The sequence below is a fragment of the Rhizobium sp. LCM 4573 genome, assembly GCF_001854865.1.
Classification (GTDB): Bacteria; Pseudomonadota; Alphaproteobacteria; order Rhizobiales; family Rhizobiaceae; genus Neorhizobium.
This window is the reverse complement of record NZ_MDDW01000005.1, coordinates 218,116-244,289: the sequence shown is the minus strand read 5'-3', so window position 1 is coordinate 244,289 and position 26,174 is coordinate 218,116. Positions and strand designations below refer to the sequence as shown.

Below are 26,174 nucleotides of genomic sequence, written 5' to 3'. Positions count from 1 at the left end.
TCCTGCTGACGGTTTTCTAGAAGCCCAGCCAGATTCGAACCGGATGCGCCGGATCGGCGATCAGCTTGGCTGCAAGCGCGAGGCAAGAGATGACCAGGAGCGGCTTGATGAGCTTGGCGCCGTTTCTCATTGCCAGCCTGGACCCTGCCTGTGCGCCGAGGAACTGACCGAGGCCCATTACCAGCCCTACTTTCCACAGCACCGCTCCGGTTATGGCAAAGACCAGAAACGCACCGAAATTGGAGCCGAGATTGAGCAGCTTGGTGTTGGCGGTGGCCTTGAGCATTCCGAAGCCGGCGAGCATGACGAAGCCGAGCATGTAGAAGGAGCCGGCGCCCGGCCCGAACAATCCATCATAGATGCCGATCAGCGGCACGAAGGTGAGGCCGAAGGCAAAGGGTGTCACCCTTCGGTGACTGTCGGCATCGTGGAGGTTCGGCTTCAGTGCGAAGAACAGGGCTATCGCGATCAACAGGAAGGGAATTGCCGCGGCGAAGAAGGTGGCGGGCARCATCTTTGCCAGCAGCGCGCCGATGACGCCGCCCGCCAGGGCCATGGCGCCCATCGGCAATTGGCTTTTCAGGTTCACATGGCCGCGCCGGGAATAGGCGATCGTGGAGGAAGCGACGCCGAAGATAGCCTGCAGCTTGTTGGTTGCGACCGATTCGAGCGGCGGTATGCCGGCGAGCAGCATGGCGGGGAGCGTGATGAGCCCGCCGCCGCCGGCGATGGAATCGATGAAACCGGCCGCAAAGGCGGCAAGGAACAGCAGAAGCACGAGATGGGAGGCGAGATCGTCCAAGGCGGGAACTCGGTGGAGAAGGGGAGGCGCGAGCGCTTGTGGCACCGAACGGGCGCGACGGCAAGCCCGATCCTCGCATGCCTGATCCAGGACCTGCCGGTCGGATGACGTGCGGGATTGCGGTGCGCGCGTTTGGCGCTATGTTGCCGCGGCGCCGTGAAGGCGCGGGCCACCCCACGATCAGGACACGGACAATCATGCACAAGGTCATATTCGACACCGATCCCGGCATCGACGACGCAATGGCGTTGCTTTTCCTGCGCCGGCACCCGCAAATCGACCTTATCGGCATCACCACGGTTTTCGGCAATGCGCCGATCGGCTTCACGACCCGCAACGCCCAGTTCCTGGCCCAGCAATGGGGCATTTCGGCTCCTGTCGCCAAGGGGGCTGGCGTTACGTTCGATCCCGCACGTCCCGAAGGCCATTGGCCGACTTTCATCCACGGCGAGAACGGTCTCGGCGATATCGACATCCCCGAAACCATCGACCGTCCGCTCGATCCGCGACCGGCGCATCAGTTCATCATCGACACGGTGCGCGCCCAGCCGGGTGAGGTGACGCTGATCGCGGTGGGCCGCATGACCAATCTGGCTCTCGCGCTGAAAGCCGACCCGGATTTCGCCGCGCTGGTGAAGGAGGTTATCGTCATGGGCGGTGCCTTCGACGTCAACGGCAATACGAGCCCGGCCGCCGAGGCAAACATCCACGGCGATCCGGAAGCGGCCGATCTCGTCTTTACAGCACCCTGGCGGGTGACCGTGGTGGGGCTGGACGTCACGCTGAAAACGGTGATGACGAGCGGCTATCTCGCCGAAATGGCCGTGACCGGCGGCAAGGACGTACAGCTTCTTTCCGATCTCTCGCAGTTCTACATCGATTTCTACAAGCATCGCGTCGGCGACGGCATGGTGGTGCACGACAGTTGCGCCTGCGTCTATCTGGTGGCGCCGGATCTTTTCAAGACCCGCAGCGGCCCGATCCGCGTGGTCTGCGGCGGGATAGCCGATGGGCAGACGATCCAGAAGCCGGACGGCAAGCGATTCCCGCCGGGTGACTGGGACGGGCACCCGAGCCAGCTCGTCTGCACCGATATCCAGGCCGACAAGGTGCTGGAGGTCATCCGGGCCGCGATCGTGGAGGGCCGAGCCGCCTGAAGAGCGCCGCATTCGATTGCTGTTTGGGCAACATTGCGCGGCAAATTTTCACCAGATCGCCGGAAGCCATTGGCATTTGGAATTGATTTCCCTATGTGGAACCTGATTTTTCTATCATTCAGAGGACATGGGCGTGACTGCTACATTTGACAAAGTTGCCGACATTATCGCTGAAACCAGCGAAATCGACCGGGAGACGATCACGCCGGAAAGCCACACGATCGACGATCTCGGGATCGATAGCCTGGACTTTCTGGACATCGTTTTCGCGATCGACAAGGAGTTCGGCATCAAGATTCCGCTGGAACAGTGGACGCAGGAAGTGAACGAAGGCAAGGTTTCCACCGAGGAATACTTCGTTCTGAAGAATCTCTGCGCGAAGATCGATGAGCTGAGGGCGGCCAAGGCCTGACAAGGGCCTGCCGATAACTTCATGCTGCTCGAATATTTCCAGATGATCGACCGTGTGGAAACGGTCGATCGTGGGACACGGACTTTGAAGGCGCGATCCGTCGTGCCTTCCAAGAGCCCGGTGTTTGAGGGGCACTTCCCCGGAATGCCGTTGGTACCGGGCGTGCTTCTGATCGAAACCATGGCCCAGGCTTCCGGTTTCCTCGTGCTCGCCGCCACCGAGTTCGCCGCCATGCCCTTCCTGATGTCCGTCGACGGGGCCAAGATGCGCTCCTTCGTGGAACCGGATGCGGTGCTCGACATCGAGGCGTTTCTGGAGCATGAGGGATCCGGCTATGCCGTGACCAAGGCGAAGATAACCTCGGCCGGCAAGAAGATCTGCGATGCGCAGTTGAAGCTGCGCACCATGCCGTTCAGCGAAGTGCCGCTTGCGGATATCGTGCGCAAGCGTGCCGAAGAGGTCGGGCTCATGAATGCGCTCCGTGCGGGAGCCTGACGCGGTCCGTTCAAGAGGACAAGATGAGCAAGTCAGACAATGATGTCGTGATCACCGGGATCGGGATCGTCACCTGCCAGGGCGTGGGCAAGGAAGCGCATGCAGCGCTTCTTTCCGCTTCGCAGGCCGGCGTACCGAATGTGGATACCGAGCGTTTCGCGCCCTATCCGGTCCATCCGATGCCGGAAATCGATTGGTCGTTGCAGATCGCCAAGCGTGGCGACCAGCGCCAGATGGAGAACTGGCAGCGTCTCGGCGTGTTTTCCGCAGGGCTTGCGCTCGACGATGCCGGCCTGAAGACGGATGCGGACGCCTGCGCCTCCATGGACATGATCGTGGCGGCCGGCGGCGGCGAACGCGACATCAACGTGGATTCGCTGATCGTTGACGAGGCGCTGAAGCGCAACGACCGTGAAATCCTCCTCAACGAGAAGCTCACGACCGAGCTTAGGCCGACGCTCTTCCTTGCCCAGCTTTCGAACCTGCTTGCGGGCAATATCTCCATCGTCCACAAGGTGACCGGTTCTTCCCGCACCTTTATGGGCGAGGAGGCGGCCGGCATCTCGGCGGTGGAGACGGCGTTCCATCGGATCAAGGCCGGCCAGTCCACCCACAGTCTCGTGGGCGGCGCCTTCGTTGCCGAGCGCGCCGACATCATCCTGCTGGTCGAGGGCATCCGCGCACATGCGACCGGCGAATGGCATCCTCTCTGGTCGCGCTCCGACGAGAATGGCGGCGGCATGATCATGGGTTCCGTCGGTGCCTTCCTGGTACTGGAATCGCGTGCTCATGCGGAGGCGCGTGGCGCGCATATCTACGCCGTGATCGACGCGATCGAAGGCGACCGCGGCAATCGCGATGAGGGCAGACTGGAAAAGCGCCTTACCCGTCTTGCCGGTTTGACATCGGATGCCACGGCGTCGGAGACGGTCGTATTCTCCGGAGCAAGCGGCGTTGTGGACCTGGTCGCCCGCGAGAAGGCGGTTCTCGAAAAGGAATTTCCGGGTTCCACGATCCGCGGCTATGGCGGTGTGATGGGGCACGGAATGGAAGCGCAGTTTCCGCTGGGGCTCGCGCTTGCGGCTCTCAGCCTTGAAGGCGGCGCAAAAGTTCCGGCATTCGACCCGGCAAACGAGCAGCCGATGCCGGCACCGGCGAAACATGCGGTGGTGACGACCGTCGGTTATACGCGCGGCGAAGGCCTTGCAGTGCTTTCGGCGGACGCGTGAAGGAGAGCGTTATGAGCGACAATCGCTTCAAGGATCACCTGGGCCGGCCGATCGTGGCGGTCACCGGCATGGGCGTCATCACCTCGCTCGGCCAGGGGCTTGCGGACAACTGGGCCGCGTTGACGTCCGGTACGTCGGGCATCCACAAGATCAGCCGCTTCCCGACCGACGGGCTTTCCACCCGCATCAGCGGCACGGTGGATTTCATCTCGGTTCCGGCGGAAAACGCCGTGGAGCGCTCCTATGCGTTTGCGCGGGAGACGACGACGGAGGCGCTTGCCCAGGCCGGTCTTTCCGGCGATTTCGAGGGGCCGCTCTTCCTTGCCGCGCCGCCTGTCGAGCCGGAATGGTCCGACCGTTTCGCGCTCGCCGACCGTGCGCCTGCCTCGAAGCAGCCGGGAGATGTCTATGACCGCTTCCTGGCGGCCATGCGCGAACGCCCTGATCCCGTCTTCCTCGAGGCTGTGCAGTTCGGCTCCATTTCGGAGCGTCTTGCGGACAAATTCGGAACGCGCGGCCTGCCGGTAACTCTTTCCACGGCCTGCGCCTCGGGCGCCACGGCAATCCAGCTCGGTGTCGAGGCGATCCGGCAGGGCCGCACCGAACGCTCGCTGGTGGTCGCCACGGACGGTTCGGTGAGTGCAGAGGCGCTCATCCGCTTCTCGCTTCTTTCGGCCCTTTCCACGCAGAACGACCCGCCGGAAAAGGCTTCCAAGCCGTTCAGCAAGGATCGTGACGGTTTCGTCATCGCCGAGGGCGCGGCGACGCTGGTGCTGGAATCGCTCGAGGCCGCGATCGCACGTGGCGCCAAGGTGCTCGGTATCCTCAAAGGCTGCGGCGAGAAGGCCGACCATTTCCACCGCACGCGCTCCTCGCCGGACGGCGGGCYGGCGATCGCCACGATCCGCGCGGCACTCAGCGATGCGGGCATGGATGAGAGCGGTATCGGCTACATCAATGCGCACGGCACTTCGACGCCGGAAAACGACAAGATGGAATACAGCTCCATGCTTGCCGTCTTCGGTGGCAGGCTGAAGGGTATTCCGGTCTCTTCCAACAAGTCGATGATCGGCCACACGCTTACCGCGGCGGGCGCCGTCGAGGCCGTGTTCTCGATCCAGACCATGTTGACCGGCACGCTGCCGCCCACCATCAACTACGTCAATCCCGATCCGACGATTGAGCTCGACGTGGTGCCGGCCAAGAAGCGGGACGCGCAGGTCAATGCCGTGCTTTCCAATTCCTTCGGCTTCGGCGGGCAGAACGCCAGCCTTGTCATGACGCTGGAACCGGTCTAAGGCCACCGCCACGAATAAGACGTCATCCTCGGCCCCCGTGCCGAGGAGCTACCAACGTCGATAAAAGAACGAAGGTGCGGTAGATGCTCGGGACGTCCTCGGGTTTACCCCGAGGATGGGCATGCCATTTGGTGTATGACAGGGCCACGCCGACCTGATGAATCCGGAAGGAAACGTGAAACCATGCGCGCTTTGCAATTGATCGACGACCGCAGGCTCGAGGCCGTGGATATTCCGGAACCGGAAGCACCGGGTCCGGGCGAAGTGACCTTGCGCGTCAAGGCCGTGGCACTCAACCATATCGATGTATGGGGCTGGCGCGGCATGGCATTCGCCAAGCGGAAGATGCCGCTGACGATCGGGGCGGAAGCTTCCGGCGTCGTCGAGGCGATCGGTCCCGGCGTTTCGAACGTGCTGCCCGGCCAGCTCGTGTCGATCTACGGCGCGCGCACCTGCGGCCTCTGCAAGCCTTGCCGCGAGAAGCGGGACAATCTCTGCGAGAACGTCTCCGGCGTGCATGGCTTCCATCTCGACGGTTTCGCGCAGGAGAAAGCCAACCTGCCGGCGCGTTTGCTGGTACCGGCGCCTCCGGGCGTGGACGCCGTCGGCGCGGCACTGGCGCCGGTGACCTTCGGTACCGTCGAGCATATGCTTTTCGATAACGCCAAGCTGCAACCCGGCGAAACGATCCTCGTGCACGCGGGCGGCTCCGGCATCGGCACCGCGGCGATCCAGCTTGCCAAGAAGATCGGCTGCACGGTCATCACCACAGTCGGTTCCGATGACAAGATCGAACGCGCCAAGGCGCTCGGTGCCGATCACGTCATCAACTACCGCACCGATCGCTTCGAGGGCGTGGTGCGCAAGCTCACCAAGAAGAAGGGCGTCGACGTCGTCTTCGAACATGTCGGCAAGGATACCTGGGCGGGTTCGATGTTCTCGCTCAAGCGGGGAGGGCGGCTCGTTACCTGCGGATCGACTTCCGGCGTTTCGACCGAAATCAATCTGATGATGCTCTTCCAGCAGCAGCTCAAGCTGCTGGGCTCCTTCGGTTGCCGGATGGAGAACATGGCGGATGCCATGCAGAAGATGGCGCGGGGGATCGTTCATCCCGTCATCGATACGGAAGTCACCTTCGATGAAATCGACAAGGCGCTGGCGCGCATGGAGACCCGCCAGGTCTTCGGCAAGATCATACTGCGTATGGACTGATCGCCCGTGAAGATGTTTCTGATCCGGATCGTTCTGGCGCTTCGCAACTTCCAGCAATGGGCGGTGGCGCAGGCGGCGTTCGGGTTCCTGAATCTCCTGAAGGTGTTTCCGGCCGATCCCGCGATCCGCTTCGCCGACCGGCTCGCGCGCAAGGTTGGCCCGCATCTGCCCCGCCACAAGCTGATGCTCACCAATCTGCGCAACGCCTTTCCCGAGAAAAGCGAGAGCGAGCTCGAAGAGATCGCGGTGGCGAGCTGGGGCCACATGGGGCGCCTAGCGACCGAATACGTCTTCCTCGACCGGCTTTTCGACTTCGACCCGGAGAGCCAGAAGCCGGGCAGGGTGGAAGTCTCCGGCATTCCGATCTTCCTGGACTTGCGCGACAATCCGCGACCCTTCATCGTCTTCACCGCCCATACCGGGAATTTCGAACTGCTGCCGGTCGCGGGCAAGGCCTTCGGGCTGGAAGTGATGGTGCTCTTCCGGCCGCCGAACAATCCTTACATCGCGGACAAGGTCTTCTCGTTCCGCAGCGCCCGCATGGGGCAGCTGGTTCCCTCCCATGCCGGCTCCTCGTTCGCGCTGGCGCGGCGGTTGGAAGCTGGGGGCGGCGTCGGCGTTCTGGTCGATCAGAAATTCAAGAAGGGCCTTACGACCACTTTCTTCGGCAGGCCGGTGCGTACCAATCCGCTGCTCGCCAAGCTTTCCCGCCAGTTCAATTGCGAGGTCTATCCGGCCCGCTGCATCCGCCTTCCGGACAATCGCTACCGGCTGGAGATCGAGCCGCGGGTCGAGCTTCCGCGCGATGAACGCGGTAATCTCGACGTGGAGGCCACGGCGCAGATGCTGAACGACAAGGTGGAAAGCTGGGTGCGCGAATATCCGGAACAATGGCTCTGGTATCACGATCGCTGGGCGATCAAGAAAACTCTCTGAGCAGCCAGCCCAACTTTCGCTCTTGCGATCTGCTGAGGTTGCATTGCGAGAGGCCCGTCTTAGGCGCTGTTTTCAAACAGTTTGCAGCACGTTAGAGTAGGGAAACTGGCGATTCCTCTGGAGAGTTTGCCGCAGAGCGGCATCTCCTGCTATTTCTTGGAGGATGGTGGCGTGCAAGCCTTGATCGACCTTTTCTGGTCCAAACATGCCGAGCTGCTCAATGCAATCGATCGCGGCGATGCGGCGGCCATGGCACGGCTGGATCGCGAACTCGACCCCTTGTTGAAGGCGATTTTCGAAAGTCAGGCAAGCGACCCGGCCAGTATCCAGGCACAATTCCAGTTCGCACTGGATCTCCTGAACGAAGAAGCGGACGACGGCGGCTGCGTGCGGCGGAACGGCTATCTGCTGCAGACGTTGGTGGAGCGCTATGTTTCTCCCGAAATCCAGCAATCCGGCAGGCGTCGCGAACAACCGGGAGCGGATACCGGCTCCGCGATCGGCGACGTGACGGTCGGCGGGGTTCTGGACGACGCTCTCCTCAACCGCATTTCCGACCGTGTGATGGTCATTGCGCCCGGCTATCGGGTTTTCTATTCCAACGAGATGAATGCCAGCCGTCACGATCTCCCGCGTGAGGCACTGATCGGCCGGCATATCGCGGAGCTCGTCGGCATTCACCGGTTCCGTCAGGAGTTCAAGGAAAATCTCGACCGCTGTTTCGCCGGCGAAAGTGCGGCGTTTACCTATGCAGATCAGCTCAACGGCCAGACGATCGTCATTCATTGCCGCATGTCGCCGTGCTTTTCCGGTTCTTCGCAGCTCATCGGCGCGCTTGTCGTAATGCAGGAAACCGCCGATCGGAGACGACGCTCAAGCGCCGCCTGAGTGCCTCGATCCGCATTGCAGCTCGGCGCGRCCAGGCTAGCCGGAGTGGGAAAGGTGGTGAATTTCGATCCCCTCCGGAACGCGAATGCCCCGGTCGTTCGTCAGGAAAACACCGCAATTTAGGGCTTCCGCCGTCGCGACGTGCAGGGCATCGAGAAGCTTCATGTTCAGCTCGGCACCGATTTCGGCGGCGCCTTATCGATCTCCGCGAAACTCACGGATTTGCCGATCGATATCCTCCTGCGAGCGGCCGCTGCCGAGTTTGGAGCCACGCTCTACAATGTCGTCCAGAAGCGCTTTTCGTGCTGAAATTCCCGCCTGGGAGTCATCAACCTCCTCAGGCAGGTGATCCTCGAGGGTCTCGATCACCACTTCCGTTCGCGTGTGGTTGGTCTGCGTCGAGACGCGGTCGATTCTCGACAGCAGTTCATCCGTAAGCCCGATTTCCAGCCTGTGCAGGCCCATGACGCGCTCCATTCAGGTACGAAGGTAGTATATTTTCCCGCCTGGACGCCAGAATGGCATGCTCATCTATCCGACCACACGCCCAACTCGTATCCTTCCGGATCGACGAAATGGAAACGGCGGCCGCCGGGGAAGGAGAAGACCGGCCGGCTGATGCTGCCACCAGCCTTTTCCACGCGTGCGACGGCGTCTTCCAGATCGTCGGCGAAGAGGATGACGAGCGCTCCGCCCTTCGGCGATACCGTATGTGCCTTGGCGAAACCGCCGGTCAGCCGGCCATCCTGGAACTCGCAATAGTCCGGCCCGTAATCGGTGAAGGTCCAGCCGAAGACGGAGCCGTAAAAGGCTTTCATCGGCTGGATATCCCTTACATGGAATTCGACATAGTCGATCTTGCGATCGGCACCCTTACTGCTCATCGGTTCTCTCCCGTCATTGCTGTTCCATAAGCCGCTTCAGCGTCTCGAGGTCTTTCCGCACATGGGCGGCATCGGCTTCGAAACCGGCTTCATCCATATCCGGCCGCTTCAGGAGCGCGAACATGACCTCCGCTCCGTCGCCATTCGGAATGACACGCAGGGCGTTTTCGACCACCAGCCCGTTTTCCATCGTCACGCTATGGTCCATGACGCCGAAATCGTTGGCCGGAGCAAAGCGCACCCTTACCTTGCCGATCGGCCCGCCGTCGCCGATCCAGTCCTCTCCTTGGCGATCCAATCCCGAAGCGAGGCCCGATGCCCAGGCGGGCATGTTTTCCGGCCTCGAGGCAAAGGCATAGATCTCCTTCCAGTTCCGATCGATGCCGATATGGACGATGCGGGCAGACATGAGCGACATGGGGTAATCTCCACATTCGATGCGAACCGGAACAAAGCTAGAACAAGCCTGTTGCGATGGCAATAGACCAAACCTGCCGCATAAGATGCCGAAGTGCCGGATTGTTCCCTGTAAATGAGCAATCCATAGCGATTGCCCGCGGACCGGGCGCGTTTCTCTCCATGACACGGTGTGTCGCGTAAATTTAATCGTTTAATCCGAAGCGCGCCTTGCCGTTTGCGGATTAGAGTGCCAAAAAGCCCCCAATCTCTAACAGGAGGCACATCCGTGGAACAGGCAGAAATCGGCCTTATCGGTCTTGGCGTCATGGGCTCGAACCTTGCGCTCAACATCGCTGAAAAGGGCAACAAAATCGCCGTTTTCAACCGAACTCCCGAGGCGACGCGCAATTTCTACGCCGAGGCGGGAGAGCTGCAGGGCAAGATCATCCCCTGCGAGACGCTGGAAGATTTCGTCGCCGCCATCCGCCCGCCGCGGCCGATCATCATCATGATCAAGGCCGGCGATCCCGTTGATCAGCAGATGGAACTCCTGAAGCCGCACCTTACGGCCGGCGATATCATGATCGATGCCGGCAACGCGAATTTCCGCGATACGATGCGCCGTTTCGACAATCTCAAGGATAGCGGCCTCACCTTCATCGGCATGGGCGTTTCCGGCGGCGAGGAAGGTGCCCGCCATGGCCCCTCGATCATGGTCGGCGGCACGGAAGAGAGCTGGAAGCGCGTCGAGAGCGTGCTGACCTCGATCTCCGCCAAGTTCAATAACGAGCCTTGCGTCGCCTGGCTCGGCGAAAACGGCGCCGGCCACTTCGTCAAGACCATCCATAACGGCATCGAATATGCCGACATGCAGATGATCGCCGAAATCTACGGCATCCTGCGCGACGGGCTCGGCATGAGCGCCGCCGAGATCGGCGACGTCTTCGGCAAATGGAATACGGGCAGGCTCAATTCCTACCTGATCGAGATCACCGAGAAGGTTCTGAAGGCGACCGATCCGATCTCCGGCAAGCCGATGGTGGATGTGATCGTCGATGCCGCCGGCCAGAAGGGCACCGGCAAGTGGTCGGTCATCGAAGCCCAGAACATGGGCGTCGCGGCAACCGCCATCGAAGCCGCCGTCGCCGGCCGTATCCTCTCCTCGCAGAGAACCGAGCGTCTGGCTGCCGAAAAGCTCTTCGGCCTGCCGAAGCCGGTCGAGCGGCCGAAGGATGGAATGGTGTTCCTCGCCGATCTCGAAAACGCGCTGCTCGCCGCCAAGATCGGCGCCTATGCACAAGGGTTCGCGGTGATGGCCGCGGCATCCGAGGAATACAACTGGAACCTGCCGATGCCGACGATCGCCAAGATCTGGCGCGCCGGCTGCATCATCCGCTCGCAGTTCCTGGACGAGATCACCTCAGCCTTCACCAAGGACCCGGACGTGCCGAACCTCATCGTCACGCCGGCCTTCTCCAAGATGGTGAAGGAGACGGACGGGGCGCTGCGCCGCGTGGTCTCCTATGCCGCGCTCTCCGGCCTGCCGGTGCCGGCGCTTTCCTCGGCGCTTTCCTATTTCGATGCCTATCGCCGCGGACGCGGCACGGCGAACCTCATCCAGGCGCAGCGCGACTTCTTCGGCGCGCACGGATTCGACCGCCTCGACGGCGTCGACAAGCATCACGGCCCCTGGGGCAGCGGCCTCGGTACGCTGAGCTGAGCGCGAGCCGGCAGCAAAAAGCCCGCCGAAAGGCGGGCTCATAGGAAATCCGTTGAAAGCCGCTTCACTTCGAGGCGGCTTTTTTCGTATCCGAGGTGGCGGGATCGAGCGATTGCGCGGTTGCGACCGGCGCTTCCTTCGGTCGTTCGCCCATGCGGTTCCATGCGTCCAGGCCGGCGATCTTGTAGGCCTCGGCGAGGGTCGGATAGTTGAAGGTGTTCTCGACGAAGTATTCGACCGTGCCTTTGAGGTTCAGCACCGCCTGGCCGATATGCACCAGTTCGGTTGCGCCTTCACCGACGATATGGACGCCGAGCAGGCGGCGCGTCTTCATCGAGAAGATCAGCTTCAGGAGGCCGGTGTCGAGGCCCATGATGTGGCCGCGCGAGGTCTCGCGGAAGCGGGCGATGCCGATTTCGTAACGGATACCGCGCTCTTTCACCTCCTCCTCGGTCAGGCCGCATGTGGATATTTCAGGCACGGCGTAGATGCCATAGGGGAAATATTTCTGCGGCTCCATGGCGATGGTGCCCACGGCGACCCGGGCGGCAATGCGGCCCTGTTCCATGGACGTGGAGGCAAGGCTCGGGAAGCCGATGACATCGCCTGCCGCGAAGATATGCGGGACAGACGTCTGGAAGGTTTCAGGATTGACCTTCAGCCGCCCACGGCTGTCTGCCTCGAGGCCCGCGGCGGCGAGATTGAGCGTGTCGGTCGCGCCCATGCGGCCGGCAGAGAAGAGAACCATGTCCGTGAGGACGCGGCGGCCGTTGTCCAGCGTCACCGACACTTTGCCATTGTCCAGTTTTTCCACCTTTTCGGCCTTCTGGCCGAGCAGCAGCTTCATATTGCGGTCGCGCAGCTGGTAGATGAAATCCTCGACGATCTCCCTGTCGATGAAGTCGAGGATTGCCGGCTTGGGATCGATCACGGTAACTGCGATGTCGAGGGCGCTGAAGATGGTTGCGTATTCGATGCCGATGACGCCGGCGCCGATCACTACGATCGAACGGGGCAGGTCCTCGAGATCGAGAAGCTCGTCGCTGTCGACTACGGTCTTGCCGTCGAAGGGAATGGTTTCGGGCCGATAGGGCTTGGTGCCTACCGCAAGCAGGATGGACGTGCCCTGCACATGCAGTTCCTCGCCGTCATCCTTGACGATCAACATAGTATCGGGCGTCACGAAGCTCGCATGGCCACGGATGCTCTGCACGCGGTTGCGGGCAAACTGATGCTCCAGTACTTCCACTTCGTGGTCGAGGGTAATCAGCAGGCGGCGCCGCAGGTCGTCGGCGCTGATCTCCTGCTTCACCCGATACGAGCGGCCGTAAAATCCCCGCTCGCGCCAGCCGGACAGGTTGAGAGCCGTCTCGCGGATCGTCTTGGAAGGGATGGTGCCGGTGTGGACGGAAACGCCGCCGACGCGTTTGCCCTGCTCGACGACGAGCACCTTCTTTTCGAGTTTTGCTGCCTGGATGGCCGCGCGGCGTCCGGCTGGTCCGCTGCCGACGACGATGAGGTCGTAATGGTTCATGGAAAGCTCCGCTTTCGAACAAGAGCGTCTACTGCACTGCAATAGGCGTTTCGCGTCAATCCATAGCAGGTCATCCTAACCAATTGATTGCATGTTTTCCGATCTCGACGAAAGGAAATTGCCGTAATTATAGGCATTGGGAAATTTGCTGAAAAATCGGCTTGACGTGGGCGTTGAAATGCCATCCAACTGAACCAATCGAAAATTGGTTCAAGTGATGGTGCAGGTGGCAGAGGGGAGCGCTTCCAACAACTCGGTATATGCGCTGGACAAGCTGAGAGAGCTTTTGCAGGCGGGCGAACTCGCCAGCGATGGCCGCCTCCCGACCGAGCGGGCCTTGGCTGAAATGCTCGGCATCGGTCGCCGGGCGGTCCGGCGGGCGCTGGAAGTGTTGGAGGCGGAAGGCTCGGTCTGGCGCCGGCAGGGTTCCGGCACCTTCGTCGGCGAGCGTCCCAGCGATTGGGACGGCCACCTCGGCCGGATCGTTGCGGGGACCGATTTCCTGGAGATCATGGAGGTGCGCCTGCGCGTCGAGCCCCAACTCGCGCAGCTCGCCGCGCTGCGTGCAAAGCCTCGCGATGTGGAGAAGATGCGGGAGATTTGCCGCAAGATCACCGAGAGCGACGATGCGGACGCCAAGGAGCTCTGGGACAGCGCCTTTCATCGGCAGATCGCCCAGAGCGCCGGCAACCAGCTTTTCCTGACGGTCTTCGACGTCATCAACCGTGTCCGCGAGGACGATGCCTGGCAGGTGATCCGCGAGCGCGCCCGCAGCAGCCGGCGGGATCAGGGTGTCATCCATGTGCAGCATGAACGCATCGTCGATGCCATCGCGGCCCGCGATCCGGCTCGGGCGGGCGAGGCCATRCGCGAGCATCTTCTGGGGCTACAGGAAGTGCTCATCCGCGTCACATCGATGGAGCATGAGGAGCTGAATTCCCTCAGCGAAACCGGCTGAGGGCAGGGGCTTTCGAAGCCCCGCAGGCCGTGAACCGGCAAAGAACAAAAACGGGAACAGAACAGAGGATAATCGGATGAAACCCATTTTCAAGCTCACAGCGGCGCTGCTGGCCGGCGCTTTCCTGGCCTTTCCGGCCGCTTCCGCCGAACTGCGCATCGGCCTCCAGGACGATCCCGACGTCCTCGATCCCGCCCAGTCCCGAACTTTCGTCGGCCGCATCGTCTATACCGCGATGTGCGACAAGCTGGTCGATGTCTCGCCGGACCTGAAGATCGTGCCGCAGCTCGCGACGGAATGGAACTGGTCCGCTGACGCCAAGGAGCTGACCATGAAGCTCCGGGAGGGCGTGAAGTTCCACGATGGCACGGATTTCGATGCAAAGGCCGTGGTCGCGACCATCGAACGCAACATGACCCTGCCGGAATCGCGCCGCAAGAGCGAGCTTGCTTCCGTGGAGAAGGTAGAGGCGGCCGGCGACTACGAAGTCAAGTTCACGCTGAAACAGCCCGATGTGACGCTGCTCGCCCAGCTTTCCGACCGCGCCGGCATGATCGTCTCACCGAAAGCCGCCCAGGAACTCGGCGCCAATTTCGGCAACAAGCCGGTCTGCGCGGGCCCGTTCAAGTTCGTCGAGCGCATCCAGCAGGACCGCATCGTGCTGGAGAAGTTCCAGGACTACTGGAACAAGGACAATGTCTTCATCGACAAGGTCACCTATCTTCCGATCCCGGATACCACGGTTCGTCTGGCCAACCTGCGCGCCGGCGATCTGGACATGATCGAGCGTCTTGCCGCGACCGATGCCGCCTCGGTGAAGGACGACGCAGCGCTCAATTATCAGGCCGTCGTGAACATCGGCTACATGGCGCTCTATACCAATATCGCCAACGGGCCGCGCGCCGACAACCCGTTCGGCAAGGACAAGCGCCTGCGTCAGGCCTTCTCGCTGGCGATCGACCGCGATGCCTTGAACCAGATCGTCTATGAAGGCACGGCGGTTGCCGGCAACCAGCCGTTCCCGCCGACCAGCCCCTGGTACAACAAGGACCTCCCCGTGCAGCCCCGCGACCTTGATAAAGCCAAGGCCCTTATCAAGGAAGCAGGCTTCGAGCGCGTGCCGGTCGAGCTGCAGGTTCCGAACAATCCCGTCGCGGCCCAGATGATGCAGATCGTCCAGTCGATGGTTGCCGAGGCCGGTTTCGACGTGAGCCTGAAATCCACGGAGTTCGCAACGCTTCTGGATGAGCAGACCCGCGGCAACTATCAGCTCAGCCGCTCCGACTGGTCCGGCCGCGTCGACCCCGACGGCAATATCCATCAGTTCATCTCCTGCGGCGGCGGCATCAACGACACCAAGTACTGCAACGCGGAAGTCGACAAGCTGCTTAACGAGGCGCGCGCTTCGACGGATGACGAGGTTCGCAAGGAAAAATACGATGCCGCCAGCGTCATCCTCAACGATGACCTGCCGATCATCTACCTCGGCCATCAGTCCTGGATATGGGCCTCCAAAAGGAGCGTCACCGGCTTCGTGCCGTCGCCGGACGGCATGATCCGCCTCCAGGGCGTGAAGAACGAAGGCTGATCTCTTTCCGACCGCGCGGATCGGTCACGGTCCGCGCGGCGTTCCTTTCAAGAAATGAGGGCACGCCATGCCTGTCTATATCGGAAAGCGATTGCTGGTCGCGATCCCGACACTGCTGATCATTTCCATCTTCGTCTTCTCGCTGCAGAAGCTCTTGCCCGGCGATCCCATTCTGGCCATGGCCGGCGAGGAGCGCGACCCGGCGACGATCGAATTCCTGCGGGAAAAATACCATCTGAACGACCCGGTTCCGGTACAGTACATCCATTGGCTCGGCGGTATCGTGACCGGCGATTTCGGCATATCGCTGCGCACCAACCAGCCGGTGCTCGAACTCGTGATGGAAAAGCTGCCGGTAACGATTCAGCTCGCCGTAATGGCGATGGTCATCTCTCTGTTGATCGGCATTCCGATGGGCATTCTCGCCGCGGTGAAGAAGAACACCGTTCTCGATTACATCGCAAATATCGTGGCGCTCTCGGGCCTTTCCGTGCCGAACTTCTGGCTCGGGATCATGCTGATCCTGCTGGTCTCGGTGCAGCTCGGCTGGCTGCCGGCATCGGGATATGAATCCATCTTCGTCGATCCCGTGCGCTCCGTCCAGACGATGATCATGCCGGCTTTCGTGCTGGCGACCGCGCTCGCGGCGCAGGTGATGCGCCATACCCGTTCGGCCATGCTTGGCGTGCTCAGCGCCGACTATATCCGCACCGCTCGGGCCAAGGGGCTTTCGCCGCGCGAAGTCATCCTCAGCCACGGATTTCGCAATGCGCTGCTGCCRGTGGTGACGCTCTCGGCGCTGCTCTTCGGCGAGCTTCTGGCCGGGGCTGTGCTGACCGAGCAGATCTTCACCATTCCCGGTTTCGGCAAGCTGATTGTCGATGCCGTCTTCAACCGAGACTATGCGGTCGTGCAAGGCATCGTGCTTTGCACGGCAGTCGGCTTCATCCTGATGAACCTCGTGGCGGACGTTCTCTATGTTCTGCTCAATCCGCGTCTGAGGGCGACCCTATGACCGTGCTTCAAGATACCGTGCCCGTAGCGGCGCGCGAACCGAGCCGCGCCTGGCGCAAGATGAAGGCTAACGGGAGCGCTCTCGTCGGTCTCATCATCATCCTCTTTTTCACCGCACTCGCCGTGCTTGCTCCAGTCCTGCCGATCTCCGATCCGCTGGCGACGAGCTGGTCCGCCATCCGCAAGGCGCCATCGGCCGCCCACTGGCTGGGCACTGACGACATCGGCCGCGACATCCTCTCGCGGATGATCTGGGGCGCACAGGCCTCGCTTCTCGCCGGCGTGGTCTCGGTTGCCATCGCCGTCGTCATCGGCGTGCCCTTCGGGCTCGTCTCGGGCTATTTCGGCGGCTGGGTGGACATGGTGATCTCGCGCATTACCGAGGCGCTGCTTGCCATGCCCTTCCTCATTACCGCAATCGCGCTTGCAGCCTTCCTTGGCCCCAGCCTGATGAACGCGATGATCGCGATCGGCCTCTCGGCCATGCCCATCTTCGTGCGGCTCACGCGCGGCCAGGTGCTGGCGGTCAAGACGGAGGATTATGTGGAAGGCGCTCGCGCCATCGGTCTCGGCCATGTCGACATCATGACCCGTTATATCCTGCCGAACGTCTTCGCGCCGATCATCGTACAGGCGACACTGACGGTCGCAACCGCCATCATCGCCGAGGCGAGCCTTTCCTTCCTCGGCCTCGGCCAGCAGCCGCCGGCACCGAGCTGGGGGTCGATGCTGAACGTCGCCAAGAATTTCCTGACACAGGCGCCCTGGATGGCGATGTGGCCGGGGGCGGCGATCTTCCTTGTCGTTATCGGCTTCAATTTGCTCGGCGACGGCCTTCGCGACGCGCTGGATCCCCGCGAAGCATGAGTTTCATAAAGGACGAATGGAATGACTGAATTCACCACGAGACCCGAAATCCTCGGCACGTTCGGCGTCGTCACCTCCACCCACTGGATCGCTTCCGCGGTCGGCATGGCGATCCTCGAAAAGGGCGGCAATGCCTTCGATGCGGCGGTCGCAACCGGCTTCGTGCTGCAGATCGTCGAACCGCATCTGGTCGGGCCCGGCGGCGACATGCCGGCGGTTATCTATTCGAAGAGAAAGGACAAGGTGGAGGTCATCTGCGCGCAGGGACCGGCGCCTGCCGGCGCGACCATCGAGCACTATACCGCCGAGGGGCTGAAGCTCATTCCTGGCGATGGATTGCTCGCCACGGTGATTCCCGGCGCCTTCGACGGCTGGATGCTGATGCTGCGCGACTACGGCACGATGAGCGTGCGAGAGGTTCTTGAGCCGGCTATCTATTATGCCGAGCACGGRCATCCCATGCTGCCGCGCGTTTCGGCCACCATCAAGGGACTGGCGGAATTCTTCGAGAAGGAGTGGCCGACCTCCTACGAGACCTGGATGCCGGGCGGCTCTGTGCCGGAGCCGCATTCCAACTTCAAGAATCCTGTTCTGGCAGAGACCTGGAAGCGGATCATCGCGGAAGCCGAAGCCAAGAGCGGCCGCGAAAACCAGATCGAAGCGGCGCGGGACGCCTTCTATCGCGGCTTCGTGGCGGAGGCGATCGATACCTATCTGCGCGACGCCGAGGTAATGGATGCGAGCGGCTCTCGCCACAAGGGCGTGCTGACGGCGGAAGACATGGCCAACTGGCGGGCGACGATCGAAGCCCCGCAGACCTTTGATTACCACGACTGGACGGTCGCCAAGACGCCAGCCTGGGGGCAGGGCCCGGTACTCCTGCAGTCTCTGGCACTGCTCAAGGGATTTGATATCGCTGCCATGGATCCGGCCGGGCCGGATTTCGTGCACCACGTCGTGGAAGCCATGAAGCTCGCCTTCGCCGATCGCGAGGTCTATTACGGCGATCCGGAATTCGCGCAGGTGCCGACCGAATACCTGCTTTCCGACGGCTATAACGACGAGCGCCGCAAGCTGATCGGCAAGGAAGCGTCGCTCGAACTTCGGCCGGGCCGGGTGCCGGGCTATGACAACCAGTTCGATCTGACCCTGTCGATGCTCGCCGAAATGAGCGGCAAGGGCGCCGTCTATGAGCCGACCATGGCGCACCTTTCCGAAAAGAAGGGCGACACGGTCCATATCGACGTCATCGACCGCTGGGGCAACATGGTCTCGACCACGCCATCCGGCGGCTGGCTGCAATCCTCGCCCATTGTTCCCGGCCTAGGGTTCGCGCTGAATTCGCGGGCACAGATGTTCTGGTTGAAACCGGGCCTGCCGACGTCTCTCGCTCCAGGCAAGCGTCCGCGCACCACGCTTACGCCGTCGCTCGCGTTGCATGAGGGGCGTCCGACACTCGCCTTCGGCACACCGGGCGGCGATCAGCAGGACCAGTGGCAGCTACCGTTCTTCCTGCGTTACGCGCATCACGGCAAGAACCTGCAGGCGGCGATCGACATGCCGCTCTTCCACACCTCACATTTCCCCGGCTCCTTTTATCCGCGTACCAGCTCGCCGGGCGAGATCATGGTCGAAAGCAATATCGGCGCCGCCACGCTCGATGAATTGCGCCGCCGCGGCCACAAGGTCACCGTCGCCGATCCTTGGAGCGTCGGCCGCCTGACGGCAGCGCGCCGCGATGCGGACGGCCTCCTGCGCGCCGCTGCCACACCGCGGCTCATGCAGGCCTATGCGGTCGGGAGGTAGGGCATGACCTGGTCGATCGTCGCGCGCGATCCCGAGAGCGGCCATTTCGGCGTTGCCGTCGCCAGCCGCTTCTTCGCAGTCGGCTGCGCGGTGCCGCATATCAAGGGCAGGGTGGGCGCCATCGCCACCCAGGCCTTTGTGAGCCCGCTCTACGGCACCGACGGCTTGAAGCTTCTCGAGGAGGGTAAATCGCCGGGGGAGATCATCGAGATGCTCACCGCGCGCGACGGCGGCCACCGCCAGCGTCAGATGCATCTGATCGATGCCGAGGGTCGCAACGCCGCCTTTACAGGTGAGAGCTGCATCGACTGGGCAGGGCATCTCGTGGAGGAGAACGTCTCGGTTGCCGGCAACATGCTTGCCGGGCCGCAGGTGATTGCCGAAACGCTGCGGGTCTACAAGGAACGCGCCGCGGCAGGAGCGCCCCTGGCCGAACGCCTGCTCGACGCGATGGATGCGGGCGAGGCGGCTGGCGGCGACAAGCGCGGCAGGCAGTCCGCCGCGCTCGTCATCTATCGCGACCAGGATTATCCCTGGCTCAAGATCAACGCTGACGACCACGCCGATCCGCTTGCCGAGCTGCGCCGTCTCTATGCCGTGGCGCAGGAGCGCTACCTGTATGTGGCCGAGACCATGCCGACGCGCGAGAACCCGCACGGGATGCTCGACCGCCGCGTCATCGACCAGAAGATTGCCGAACTCGAAGCTGCACGGGAGGCGGAAGGCCGCCCCTCCGCATCCTTCGCAACCCCATGGAAACCGCAATGAGCGAATCCCCCGTCCTCTCCGTCGAGAACCTCACCACCTCCTTCCTCGTCGATGGCGGCTGGAAAAGCGTCGTGCGCGGCATGTCCTTCGATGTGGGCGCGGGCGAGACGGTGGCGATCGTCGGCGAGAGCGGTTCGGGCAAGAGCGTGACCTCGCTTTCGATCATGCGGCTGCTGGCGCCGGGCTCAAGCCGGATCGAGGGAAATATTAGGCTTGCCGGCAAGGATATCCTTGCGCTTTCCGAGAAGGAGATGCGTGGCGTGCGCGGCAACGATGCGTCGATGATCTTCCAGGAGCCGATGACCTCGCTGAACCCGATCTTCACGATCGGCCGGCAGATTTCCGAGGTGCTGATCCGCCACAAGGGGTTGTCCAAGCAGGAGGCGCGCGCCGAAACCGTTCGGCTGCTCGAAAAGGTCCGCATCCCGAATGCCGGTTCGCGCTTCGATGAGTACCCACACCAGTTTTCCGGCGGCATGCGCCAGCGCGTGATGATCGCCATGGCGCTTGCCTCGAAACCGAAACTGCTGATCGCCGACGAGCCGACAACCGCGCTCGATGTCACCATTCAGGGACAAATCCTCGACCTCATCAAAGTGCTGCAGGAAGAAGAGGGCATGTCCGTCCTCTTCATCACCCATGACATGGGCGTGGTGGCGGAGATCGCCGACCGGACGATCGTGATGTATCGCGGCGAGCAGGTGGAGAGCGGGCTGACGGAAGAGGTCTTCCTGCGCGGCAGGCATCCTTATACGCGCGCGCTGCTTTCGGCCGTGCCGAAGCTCGGTTCCATGAGGGAGCGCAAGTGGCCGACACGCTTTCCGGTCGTCGATATCAGGACCGGCGAGGCGGCGGAGCCGGCCGAAGTTTCCGAGACGGTGGACGCCGGCAAGACGCCGGTACTGTCGGTGAAAAATCTCGTGACTCGTTTCCCCATCCGTTCCGGCCTCTTTTCGCGCCAGACGGGTGCCGTGCATGCGGTCGAGGATATCTCCTTTGATCTCTTCCAGGGCGAAACCTTGTCACTGGTCGGTGAATCCGGCTGCGGCAAGTCCACAACCGGTCGTTCAATCATGCGGCTGATCGAGCCGACCAGCGGGGAAGTCTTGCTCGACGGCTATGATGTGCGGCGGCTGGACCAATCCGGCCTGCGCAATCTGCGCAAGAGCGTGCAGATGATCTTCCAGGATCCGTTCTCCTCCCTCAATCCGCGCATGACTGTGGGTGCGGCGATCGCGGAGCCCTTCATCAAGCACAAGCTCGGAAGCGCGAAGGACGCTCGCGACAAGACGGCCGATCTGCTCGAGCGCGTCGGTCTTTCGCCGGCGATGATGGGGCGTTATCCGCACGAGTTTTCAGGTGGCCAGCGCCAGCGCATCGCCATCGCCCGCGCGCTCTCGCTCGATCCCAAGGTTATCGTGGCGGACGAAAGCGTTTCGGCGCTCGACGTATCGATCAAGGCGCAGGTCTGCAACCTGCTTCTCGACCTGCAGCAGAGCTTGAACCTCGCCTTCCTCTTCATCAGCCACGACATGGCCGTGGTGGAGCGGGTAAGCCATCGCGTGGCGGTCATGTATCTCGGCGAGATCGTCGAGATCGGCCCGCGCGCGGCGGTCTTCGACAACCCGCAGCATCCCTACACAAAGAAGCTGATGTCGGCGGTTCCCGTGCCCGATCCTTCGCGCCGCGGCATCCGGCGGGGCATCTCGAACGAGGAATTGAAGAGCCCGGTGCGTTCGATGGATTACCGGCCGCCAAAGCGGGAATACCGAGAGGTTTCCGAAGGCCACCTGGTGCAGGTGGCGTGAGATCAGATCAGCCTGAGGCCTTTCAGGCTGGCATGGCCATCCTTGCCGATGATGATGTGGTCATGGACGGTGATGCCGAGAGGCTTGGCTGTATCGATGATCGTCTTGGTCATCTCGATATCGGCGCGCGACGGGGTAGGGTCGCCGCTCGGGTGGTTGTGCACCAGGATGATGGCGGTGGCGGAAAGTTCCAGAGCGCGGCGCACCACCTCCCGTGGATAGACGGGCGTATGGTCGACCGTGCCCTGGCCCTGCACCTCGTCGGCGATCAGGGCATTGCGCTTGTCGAGGAACAGGATGCGGAACTGCTCGCGTGCCTCGTAGGCCATGGCCGCATGGCAATAGTCGATCACCGCCGACCATGAGGAAAGCACCTGCTTGCCGCGCAGCTCGCTTTTCAGCATCCGGTGGCCGGCGGTGGCGATGAGCTTCAGGTCCAATGCCACGGTTTCGCCGACGCCGTTGACCTCCTGCAACAGTGAGGCGGGCGCGCCGAATACGCCGGCAAGCGTGCCGAAGCGATCGAGCAGCGCCTTGGCAATCGGCTTCGTGTCGCGCCTCGGGATCAGCCGGAAGAGYAGCAGTTCGAGGATTTCATAGTCGGCGAGCGCAGTATCGCCATGCTCCCGGTAGCGGTTGCGCAGCCGCTCGCGGTGGCCGTGATAATGCGCATGCTTGCTATCGTCAGCCGGGGCCGGCGAGGATTTTTTCAGCGGCCGGGATTTCGAAATGCTTTCCGAGAAGAAGCCCCGTTCGTCCGCCATCCCGTCGAAGGCGAACTCATTGTCATCTTCCGGCGGGGCGTCGCGGCGACCTGGCATGGTTATCTCGGGAGCGGCGGCAAGCCGGGGCGGTCCAAGCCGTCCGGCGACAGCGTCAAGATCTCGCAACCGGTCGCCGTGACGCCGACGGTATGTTCATACTGCGCCGAAAGGGAACGGTCGCGGGTGACCGCCGTCCAGCCGTCGGAGAGGACCTTCACATGCGGCTTGCCGAGATTGATCATCGGCTCGATGGTGAAGATCATACCCTCTTTCAGTTCTGGCCCTTCATCGGAGCGGCCGTAATGCAGGATGTTCGGCGAATCGTGGAAGAGCCTGCCGACGCCGTGGCCGCAGAAATCGCGCACCACGGAGCAACGTTCTGCCTCGGCATAGGTCTGGATGGCTTCGCCGATCGCTCCGGTGCGGGCRCCAGGCCTGACGGCCGCGATGCCGCGCAGAAGGCATTCATAGGTGACTTCCAGCAGACGCTCGGCGGCGCGTTTCACGCCTCCCACCGGATACATCCGGCTCGAATCTCCGTGCCAGCCGTCCAGGACATAGGTAACGTCGATATTGACGATATCACCCTCGCGGAGCGGCTTGTCGTCCGGAATGCCATGACAGACGACATGATTGATGGAGGTACAGGAGGATTTCGTATAGCCGCGATAATTCAGCGTCGCTGGAAGCGCGCCGTGATCCATGCCGAATTCGAAGATGAAACGGTCGATCGTGCTGGTGGCGACACCCGGCTTGACGATTGCCGCAAGCTCGTCCAGGCAGCGCGCCGTCAGGAGGCATGCCTTGCGCATGCCCACGAAATCTTCCGCGCTATAGAGGCGGATCGCACCCGTATTCTTCGGAGGGGCGGAGACCGCCTCAATGTAACTGACCATGTTTATTTCCCGCAATCTCTTCGTTCATAAAACAGCCGGGGCCGGTTCGTCCATGGCGATCAGCCCGGTCGCGGCAATTTCATGCGGTGTTACCCGGCAGTGCAGCGCATAGGCCTCGACTCCGCGGGCCGTCGCTCGACGGAAGGCGGCTGCATAAAGCGGGTCGAGATCGGCGCAGATCCTGAAGCGCGTGCAATCCTGCCGCTGCACAAGATAGAGCATCACCGCCCGGTGACCTGCTTCCGCCATGTCGCCCAGCTCTTCGAGATGCTTGGCGCCGCGCTTCGTGGCGGTGTCCGGAAATTCGGCAAGACCCGGCTCGCGCATGAAATGCACGTTCTTGACCTCGACATAAGCATTGGGGAGGCCTTCGCCAAGCAGGAGGAAGTCGATGCGCGAATTGCGGCCGTATCGCTGCTCCCGCAGGATCGTTTCATAGCCGGTGAGGCTTGGGAGCAGCCCGGCGCGGATCGCTTCCTCGGCAAGGCGGTTCGGAAGCCCGGTATTGATGCCGACGAGCGTGCCGTCCGCCTCGATCATCTCGAACATGTGCCGATACTTGCGGGTGGGGCTGTCGTGCTCGGAAACCCATATCCGCGAGCCGGGTGTGGTCAGCCCGCGCATGGAGCCGGTATTGGGGCACGAGCCGGTGAACGGCGTGCCATCCTCCAGCACGGCATCGAACAGGAAACGCTTGTAGCGTTGCAGCAGGGTGGCGGGAACGAGAGGCGGATCAAACAGCATTGCGGATGGGGTCAGGCGCGGGCAAGTACGTAGGTGCCGGGCGCATCGGCAATCGCTTCGAGCGCATCGCCGCCGGGTTTGCGCGCCGGCACGCGGTCGGCGTCCCTGGCCTCGACCCAGGCATGCCAATGGGGCCACCAGGACCCCTTCGTCTCGCTCGCAGTGGAAAGCCAGTCCTCATATCGTTCCTGGTGACTGCTGCCGCCCGTCCAATATTGGTACTTCTGCTTTTCCGGCGGGTTGACGACGCCGGCGATATGGCCGGAACCGGCCAGCACGAATTCCACCGGTCCGCCGAAAAGCGAGGAGCCGGTAAAGACGGATTTAGCGGGCGCGATATGATCGTCGCGGGTCGCGAGGTTGTAGATCGGTATGTTGATGTCCTTCAGCGAGATCACCTTGCCGGCGAGTTTCATCTCGCCCTTGCTGAGATTGTTGCTGAGATAACAGTTGCGCAGATAGTAGGCGTGATTGGCGGCAGCCATGCGGGTGCTGTCGGAATTCCAGTAGAGCAGGTCGAAGGGCAGGGGCTCCTGTCCCATCAGATAGTTGCTGACCACATAGGGCCATATCAGCTCAGAGGCGCGCAGCATGTTGAAGGCCACCGCCATGCGCGACCCTTCGAGATAGCCGAGCGCATCCATCTGCTTTTCGATGACGGCGAGCTGCTCTTCGTCGACGAAGACCTTGAGATCGCCCGCATGGGTGAAATCCACCTGCGCGGTGAGGAAGGTGACGGATGCGATGCGGCGGTCCTTTTCCTGCGCGTGCAGGGCGAGCGCGGCGGCGAGCAAGGTGCCGCCGACGCAATAGCCGATGGCGTTGACCTTCTTTTCGTCCGTCGCCTTCTCGATCGTTTCGAGCGCGAAATCTATGCCCTCGCGAATGTAGGACTCCCAGTCCTTGCTCGCATGGCGCTCGTCGGGATTGACCCAAGAGATCACGAAAACCGTGTGGCCCTGATCGACGCACCACTTGATAAAGCTCTTCTGCGGCGTGAGATCGAGAATGTAGAACTTGTTGATCCAGGGCGGGCAGATGAGAAGCGGGCGCTTCAGGACCGTTTCCGTGCTCGGCTCATATTGCAGAATCTCGCAGACCTCGTTGCGGGCGATCACCTTGCCGGGCGTGACGGCCAGATTCCGGCCGACGGCGAAGCTGGATTGATCCGTCTGGCGCAGCCGAAACTCCCCGCCGCCGGTCGCGATGTCCTCCGCCAGCATGCGCATGCCTTCAACGAGGTTGGCGCCGCTGGTGGCGATCGTTTCGCGATAGACCTCCGGATTGGTCAGCACGAAATTGGCCGGCGAGAGCGCCGCCGTGATCTGCTTCACATAGAAGGCGGCCTTATGCCTTGTATGATCGTCGAGACCTTCCGCTTCGGTGACGAGCCTGTCCGCCCAGTCCGCGGTCACTAGGTAGGTCTGTTTCAGGAAGGAGAAGAAGGGGTTTTTCGTCCAGTCCTCGTCGGCAAAGCGTTTGTCCTTCCGCGGAGGTTCGGCTTCCTCGTCTCCAGGCTGGCCGGAAAGCCGATCCAGCGTGCGCATCCAGATGCCCATATAGCTGGAAAGCAGCATGGTTTGCGCATCCAGCGTCCGCTTGGGATCGGACATCCAGTATTCGGCCACGTTGGACATGGTCTTCACGAGATCGGTGACCGGATCGGCGATGGAATCAGAGACCTCGCCTCTTTCGCGCGGACGGAGCCATTCGGAAGCGGCCTTGCCGAGATTTTCGAGCGCACGGGCGAGATTCATGGCCAAGGCGTGCGGGTCCTTGACCATGTAGGCCTCGACCGTTTTAGGGTCGAAGCCCGGGAAATCCTGTCCCGATTGCCCCGTTTCCCCGGTCTTTTGCGCCACTCGCAGCCTCCTCAGGAAATCCTGTCCAGCTTGTTGTTGTTTTCGTTTGTACATTGTGCCCGAAAACGAATACAAGTGCCAGAAATCGACACCTTCGGGCGAAGCGTGTTCGGGGCATGACAACTGGACAACG

General features: G+C 62.2%; 26 protein-coding genes. 16 read left to right on the top strand and 10 right to left on the bottom strand.

Features of this window, described 5'->3' with window-relative positions; genetic code table 11:
* Positions 1-16 precede the first annotated feature (16 nt).
* Positions 17-802 carry a TSUP family transporter gene (locus tag LCM4573_RS12235; protein WP_071006551.1) on the bottom strand — a complete coding sequence of 262 codons (786 nt, stop codon included), beginning with the start codon at positions 800-802 and terminating at the stop codon, positions 17-19.
* Between the two features lie 197 nt (positions 803-999).
* Between LCM4573_RS12235 and LCM4573_RS12230 the strand changes: the two genes are divergently transcribed.
* The 8 genes from LCM4573_RS12230 (at position 1,000) to LCM4573_RS12195 (ending at position 8,429) form a co-directional block, all read left to right on the top strand.
* Positions 1,000-1,959 (top strand): nucleoside hydrolase, encoded by a 960-nt coding sequence (locus LCM4573_RS12230; protein ID WP_071006550.1) that lies wholly within the window; start codon positions 1,000-1,002, stop codon positions 1,957-1,959.
* A gap of 127 nt (positions 1,960-2,086) precedes the next feature.
* Positions 2,087-2,371 carry an acyl carrier protein gene (locus tag LCM4573_RS12225; protein WP_105373468.1) on the top strand — a complete coding sequence of 95 codons (285 nt, stop codon included), beginning with the start codon at positions 2,087-2,089 and terminating at the stop codon, positions 2,369-2,371.
* A 21-nt stretch (positions 2,372-2,392) separates the two neighbouring features.
* Entirely contained in the window at positions 2,393-2,866 is a 474-nt protein-coding gene (locus LCM4573_RS12220) for a 3-hydroxyacyl-ACP dehydratase FabZ family protein (RefSeq protein WP_071006549.1), read from the top strand.
* Positions 2,867-2,889: 23 nt separating this feature from the next.
* Complete coding sequence (locus tag LCM4573_RS12215) at positions 2,890-4,095, top strand: beta-ketoacyl-ACP synthase (protein WP_071006548.1); 1,206 nt, start codon at positions 2,890-2,892, stop codon at positions 4,093-4,095.
* Positions 4,096-4,106: 11 nt separating this feature from the next.
* Positions 4,107-5,393 carry a beta-ketoacyl-ACP synthase gene (locus LCM4573_RS12210; RefSeq protein ID WP_071006547.1) on the top strand — a complete coding sequence of 429 codons (1,287 nt, stop codon included), beginning with the start codon at positions 4,107-4,109 and terminating at the stop codon, positions 5,391-5,393.
* A gap of 183 nt (positions 5,394-5,576) precedes the next feature.
* Positions 5,577-6,605: a zinc-binding dehydrogenase gene (locus LCM4573_RS12205; RefSeq protein ID WP_071006546.1), complete on the top strand. Its 1,029-nt coding sequence runs from the start codon at positions 5,577-5,579 to the stop codon at positions 6,603-6,605.
* A 6-nt stretch (positions 6,606-6,611) separates the two neighbouring features.
* Positions 6,612-7,541 carry a lipid A biosynthesis lauroyl acyltransferase gene (locus tag LCM4573_RS12200; RefSeq protein ID WP_071006545.1) on the top strand — a complete coding sequence of 310 codons (930 nt, stop codon included), beginning with the start codon at positions 6,612-6,614 and terminating at the stop codon, positions 7,539-7,541.
* Positions 7,542-7,712: 171 nt separating this feature from the next.
* Positions 7,713-8,429, top strand: a complete 717-nt coding sequence (locus tag LCM4573_RS12195) for a PAS domain-containing protein (protein ID WP_071006611.1) — start codon at positions 7,713-7,715, stop codon at positions 8,427-8,429.
* 36 nt (positions 8,430-8,465) lie between these two features.
* Here the strand turns inward: LCM4573_RS12195 and LCM4573_RS27705 are convergent, their stop codons facing one another.
* The 4 genes from LCM4573_RS27705 to LCM4573_RS12180 form a co-directional block, all read right to left on the bottom strand.
* Positions 8,466-8,612: a hypothetical protein gene (locus LCM4573_RS27705; protein WP_274534852.1), complete on the bottom strand. Its 147-nt coding sequence runs from the start codon at positions 8,610-8,612 to the stop codon at positions 8,466-8,468.
* Positions 8,613-8,624: 12 nt separating this feature from the next.
* Positions 8,625-8,894, bottom strand: coding sequence for a hypothetical protein (locus tag LCM4573_RS12190; RefSeq protein WP_131818960.1), 270 nt, complete (start codon positions 8,892-8,894; stop codon positions 8,625-8,627).
* A gap of 62 nt (positions 8,895-8,956) precedes the next feature.
* The gene (locus LCM4573_RS12185) at positions 8,957-9,313 is read right to left on the bottom strand and encodes a VOC family protein (RefSeq protein WP_071006543.1); all 357 of its coding nucleotides are present in this window, start codon (positions 9,311-9,313) and stop codon (positions 8,957-8,959) included.
* Positions 9,314-9,326: 13 nt separating this feature from the next.
* Positions 9,327-9,731 carry a polyketide cyclase gene (locus LCM4573_RS12180; protein ID WP_071006542.1) on the bottom strand — a complete coding sequence of 135 codons (405 nt, stop codon included), beginning with the start codon at positions 9,729-9,731 and terminating at the stop codon, positions 9,327-9,329.
* Positions 9,732-9,998: 267 nt separating this feature from the next.
* Here LCM4573_RS12180 and gndA point away from each other — a divergent pair, with 267 nt between their 5' ends.
* On the top strand, positions 9,999-11,432 hold the full coding sequence (gene gndA, locus LCM4573_RS12175) for an NADP-dependent phosphogluconate dehydrogenase (protein ID WP_071006541.1): 1,434 nt from the start codon (positions 9,999-10,001) through the stop codon (positions 11,430-11,432).
* A gap of 64 nt (positions 11,433-11,496) precedes the next feature.
* On the opposite strand, the gene sthA is transcribed toward gndA, so the two are convergent.
* Positions 11,497-12,966, bottom strand: a complete 1,470-nt coding sequence (sthA, locus tag LCM4573_RS12170) for a Si-specific NAD(P)(+) transhydrogenase (protein WP_071006540.1) — start codon at positions 12,964-12,966, stop codon at positions 11,497-11,499.
* 226 nt (positions 12,967-13,192) lie between these two features.
* Here sthA and LCM4573_RS12165 point away from each other — a divergent pair, with 226 nt between their 5' ends.
* From LCM4573_RS12165 to LCM4573_RS12135, 7 genes are all read left to right on the top strand, one after another.
* Complete coding sequence (locus LCM4573_RS12165; RefSeq protein ID WP_407071729.1) at positions 13,193-13,924, top strand: FadR/GntR family transcriptional regulator; 732 nt, start codon at positions 13,193-13,195, stop codon at positions 13,922-13,924.
* Positions 13,925-14,000: 76 nt separating this feature from the next.
* Positions 14,001-15,512 carry an ABC transporter substrate-binding protein gene (locus LCM4573_RS12160; RefSeq protein ID WP_071006538.1) on the top strand — a complete coding sequence of 504 codons (1,512 nt, stop codon included), beginning with the start codon at positions 14,001-14,003 and terminating at the stop codon, positions 15,510-15,512.
* A gap of 67 nt (positions 15,513-15,579) precedes the next feature.
* Positions 15,580-16,527 (top strand): ABC transporter permease, encoded by a 948-nt coding sequence (locus tag LCM4573_RS12155; RefSeq protein WP_071006537.1) that lies wholly within the window; start codon positions 15,580-15,582, stop codon positions 16,525-16,527.
* Entirely contained in the window at positions 16,524-17,393 is an 870-nt protein-coding gene (locus tag LCM4573_RS12150; protein ID WP_071006536.1) for an ABC transporter permease, read from the top strand. Before LCM4573_RS12155 ends, LCM4573_RS12150 begins: the two co-directional genes overlap by 4 nt.
* Before the next feature lie 21 nt (positions 17,394-17,414).
* Positions 17,415-19,199, top strand: a complete 1,785-nt coding sequence (locus tag LCM4573_RS12145; protein ID WP_071006535.1) for a gamma-glutamyltransferase family protein — start codon at positions 17,415-17,417, stop codon at positions 19,197-19,199.
* Positions 19,200-19,202: 3 nt separating this feature from the next.
* The gene (locus LCM4573_RS12140) at positions 19,203-19,967 is read left to right on the top strand and encodes a DUF1028 domain-containing protein (protein ID WP_071006534.1); all 765 of its coding nucleotides are present in this window, start codon (positions 19,203-19,205) and stop codon (positions 19,965-19,967) included.
* A complete protein-coding gene (locus LCM4573_RS12135; RefSeq protein WP_116285448.1) occupies positions 19,964-21,775 on the top strand; it encodes an ABC transporter ATP-binding protein in 1,812 nt (603 codons plus the stop codon). Before LCM4573_RS12140 ends, LCM4573_RS12135 begins: the two co-directional genes overlap by 4 nt.
* 2 nt (positions 21,776-21,777) lie before the next feature.
* Here LCM4573_RS12135 and radC read toward each other — a convergent pair whose 3' ends face one another.
* From radC to LCM4573_RS12115, 4 genes are read right to left on the bottom strand one after another with little or no spacing between them, the layout of a single operon-like run.
* Positions 21,778-22,596, bottom strand: a complete 819-nt coding sequence (radC, locus tag LCM4573_RS12130; RefSeq protein ID WP_071006532.1) for a DNA repair protein RadC — start codon at positions 22,594-22,596, stop codon at positions 21,778-21,780.
* Between the two features lie 2 nt (positions 22,597-22,598).
* Complete coding sequence (gene map, locus LCM4573_RS12125) at positions 22,599-23,435, bottom strand: type I methionyl aminopeptidase (protein ID WP_071006531.1); 837 nt, start codon at positions 23,433-23,435, stop codon at positions 22,599-22,601.
* Between the two features lie 24 nt (positions 23,436-23,459).
* The gene (gene sfsA / locus LCM4573_RS12120; RefSeq protein WP_071006530.1) at positions 23,460-24,179 is read right to left on the bottom strand and encodes a DNA/RNA nuclease SfsA; all 720 of its coding nucleotides are present in this window, start codon (positions 24,177-24,179) and stop codon (positions 23,460-23,462) included.
* Between the two features lie 11 nt (positions 24,180-24,190).
* Positions 24,191-26,041: an alpha/beta hydrolase gene (locus LCM4573_RS12115; RefSeq protein ID WP_071006529.1), complete on the bottom strand. Its 1,851-nt coding sequence runs from the start codon at positions 26,039-26,041 to the stop codon at positions 24,191-24,193.
* Positions 26,042-26,174 lie beyond the last annotated feature (133 nt).

What these genes read in the sequence shown, in the direction of transcription:
- sfsA (WP_071006530.1), bottom strand. Translation starts at nt 24,179, where the DNA reads ATGCTGTTTGATCCGCCTCTCGTTCCCGCCACCCTGCTGCAACGCTAC.
- LCM4573_RS12140 (WP_071006534.1), top strand. Translation starts at nt 19,203, where the DNA reads ATGACCTGGTCGATCGTCGCGCGCGATCCCGAGAGCGGCCATTTCGGC.
- LCM4573_RS12150 (WP_071006536.1), top strand. Translation starts at nt 16,524, where the DNA reads ATGACCGTGCTTCAAGATACCGTGCCCGTAGCGGCGCGCGAACCGAGC.
- LCM4573_RS12230 (WP_071006550.1), top strand. Translation starts at nt 1,000, where the DNA reads ATGCACAAGGTCATATTCGACACCGATCCCGGCATCGACGACGCAATG.
- LCM4573_RS12135 (WP_116285448.1), top strand. Translation starts at nt 19,964, where the DNA reads ATGAGCGAATCCCCCGTCCTCTCCGTCGAGAACCTCACCACCTCCTTC.
- sthA (WP_071006540.1), bottom strand. Translation starts at nt 12,966, where the DNA reads ATGAACCATTACGACCTCATCGTCGTCGGCAGCGGACCAGCCGGACGC.
- LCM4573_RS12185 (WP_071006543.1), bottom strand. Translation starts at nt 9,313, where the DNA reads ATGAGCAGTAAGGGTGCCGATCGCAAGATCGACTATGTCGAATTCCAT.
- LCM4573_RS12160 (WP_071006538.1), top strand. Translation starts at nt 14,001, where the DNA reads ATGAAACCCATTTTCAAGCTCACAGCGGCGCTGCTGGCCGGCGCTTTC.
- LCM4573_RS12180 (WP_071006542.1), bottom strand. Translation starts at nt 9,731, where the DNA reads ATGTCGCTCATGTCTGCCCGCATCGTCCATATCGGCATCGATCGGAAC.
- LCM4573_RS12215 (WP_071006548.1), top strand. Translation starts at nt 2,890, where the DNA reads ATGAGCAAGTCAGACAATGATGTCGTGATCACCGGGATCGGGATCGTC.
- LCM4573_RS12205 (WP_071006546.1), top strand. Translation starts at nt 5,577, where the DNA reads ATGCGCGCTTTGCAATTGATCGACGACCGCAGGCTCGAGGCCGTGGAT.
- LCM4573_RS12190 (WP_131818960.1), bottom strand. Translation starts at nt 8,894, where the DNA reads ATGGGCCTGCACAGGCTGGAAATCGGGCTTACGGATGAACTGCTGTCG.
- LCM4573_RS12220 (WP_071006549.1), top strand. Translation starts at nt 2,393, where the DNA reads ATGCTGCTCGAATATTTCCAGATGATCGACCGTGTGGAAACGGTCGAT.
- LCM4573_RS12225 (WP_105373468.1), top strand. Translation starts at nt 2,087, where the DNA reads ATGGGCGTGACTGCTACATTTGACAAAGTTGCCGACATTATCGCTGAA.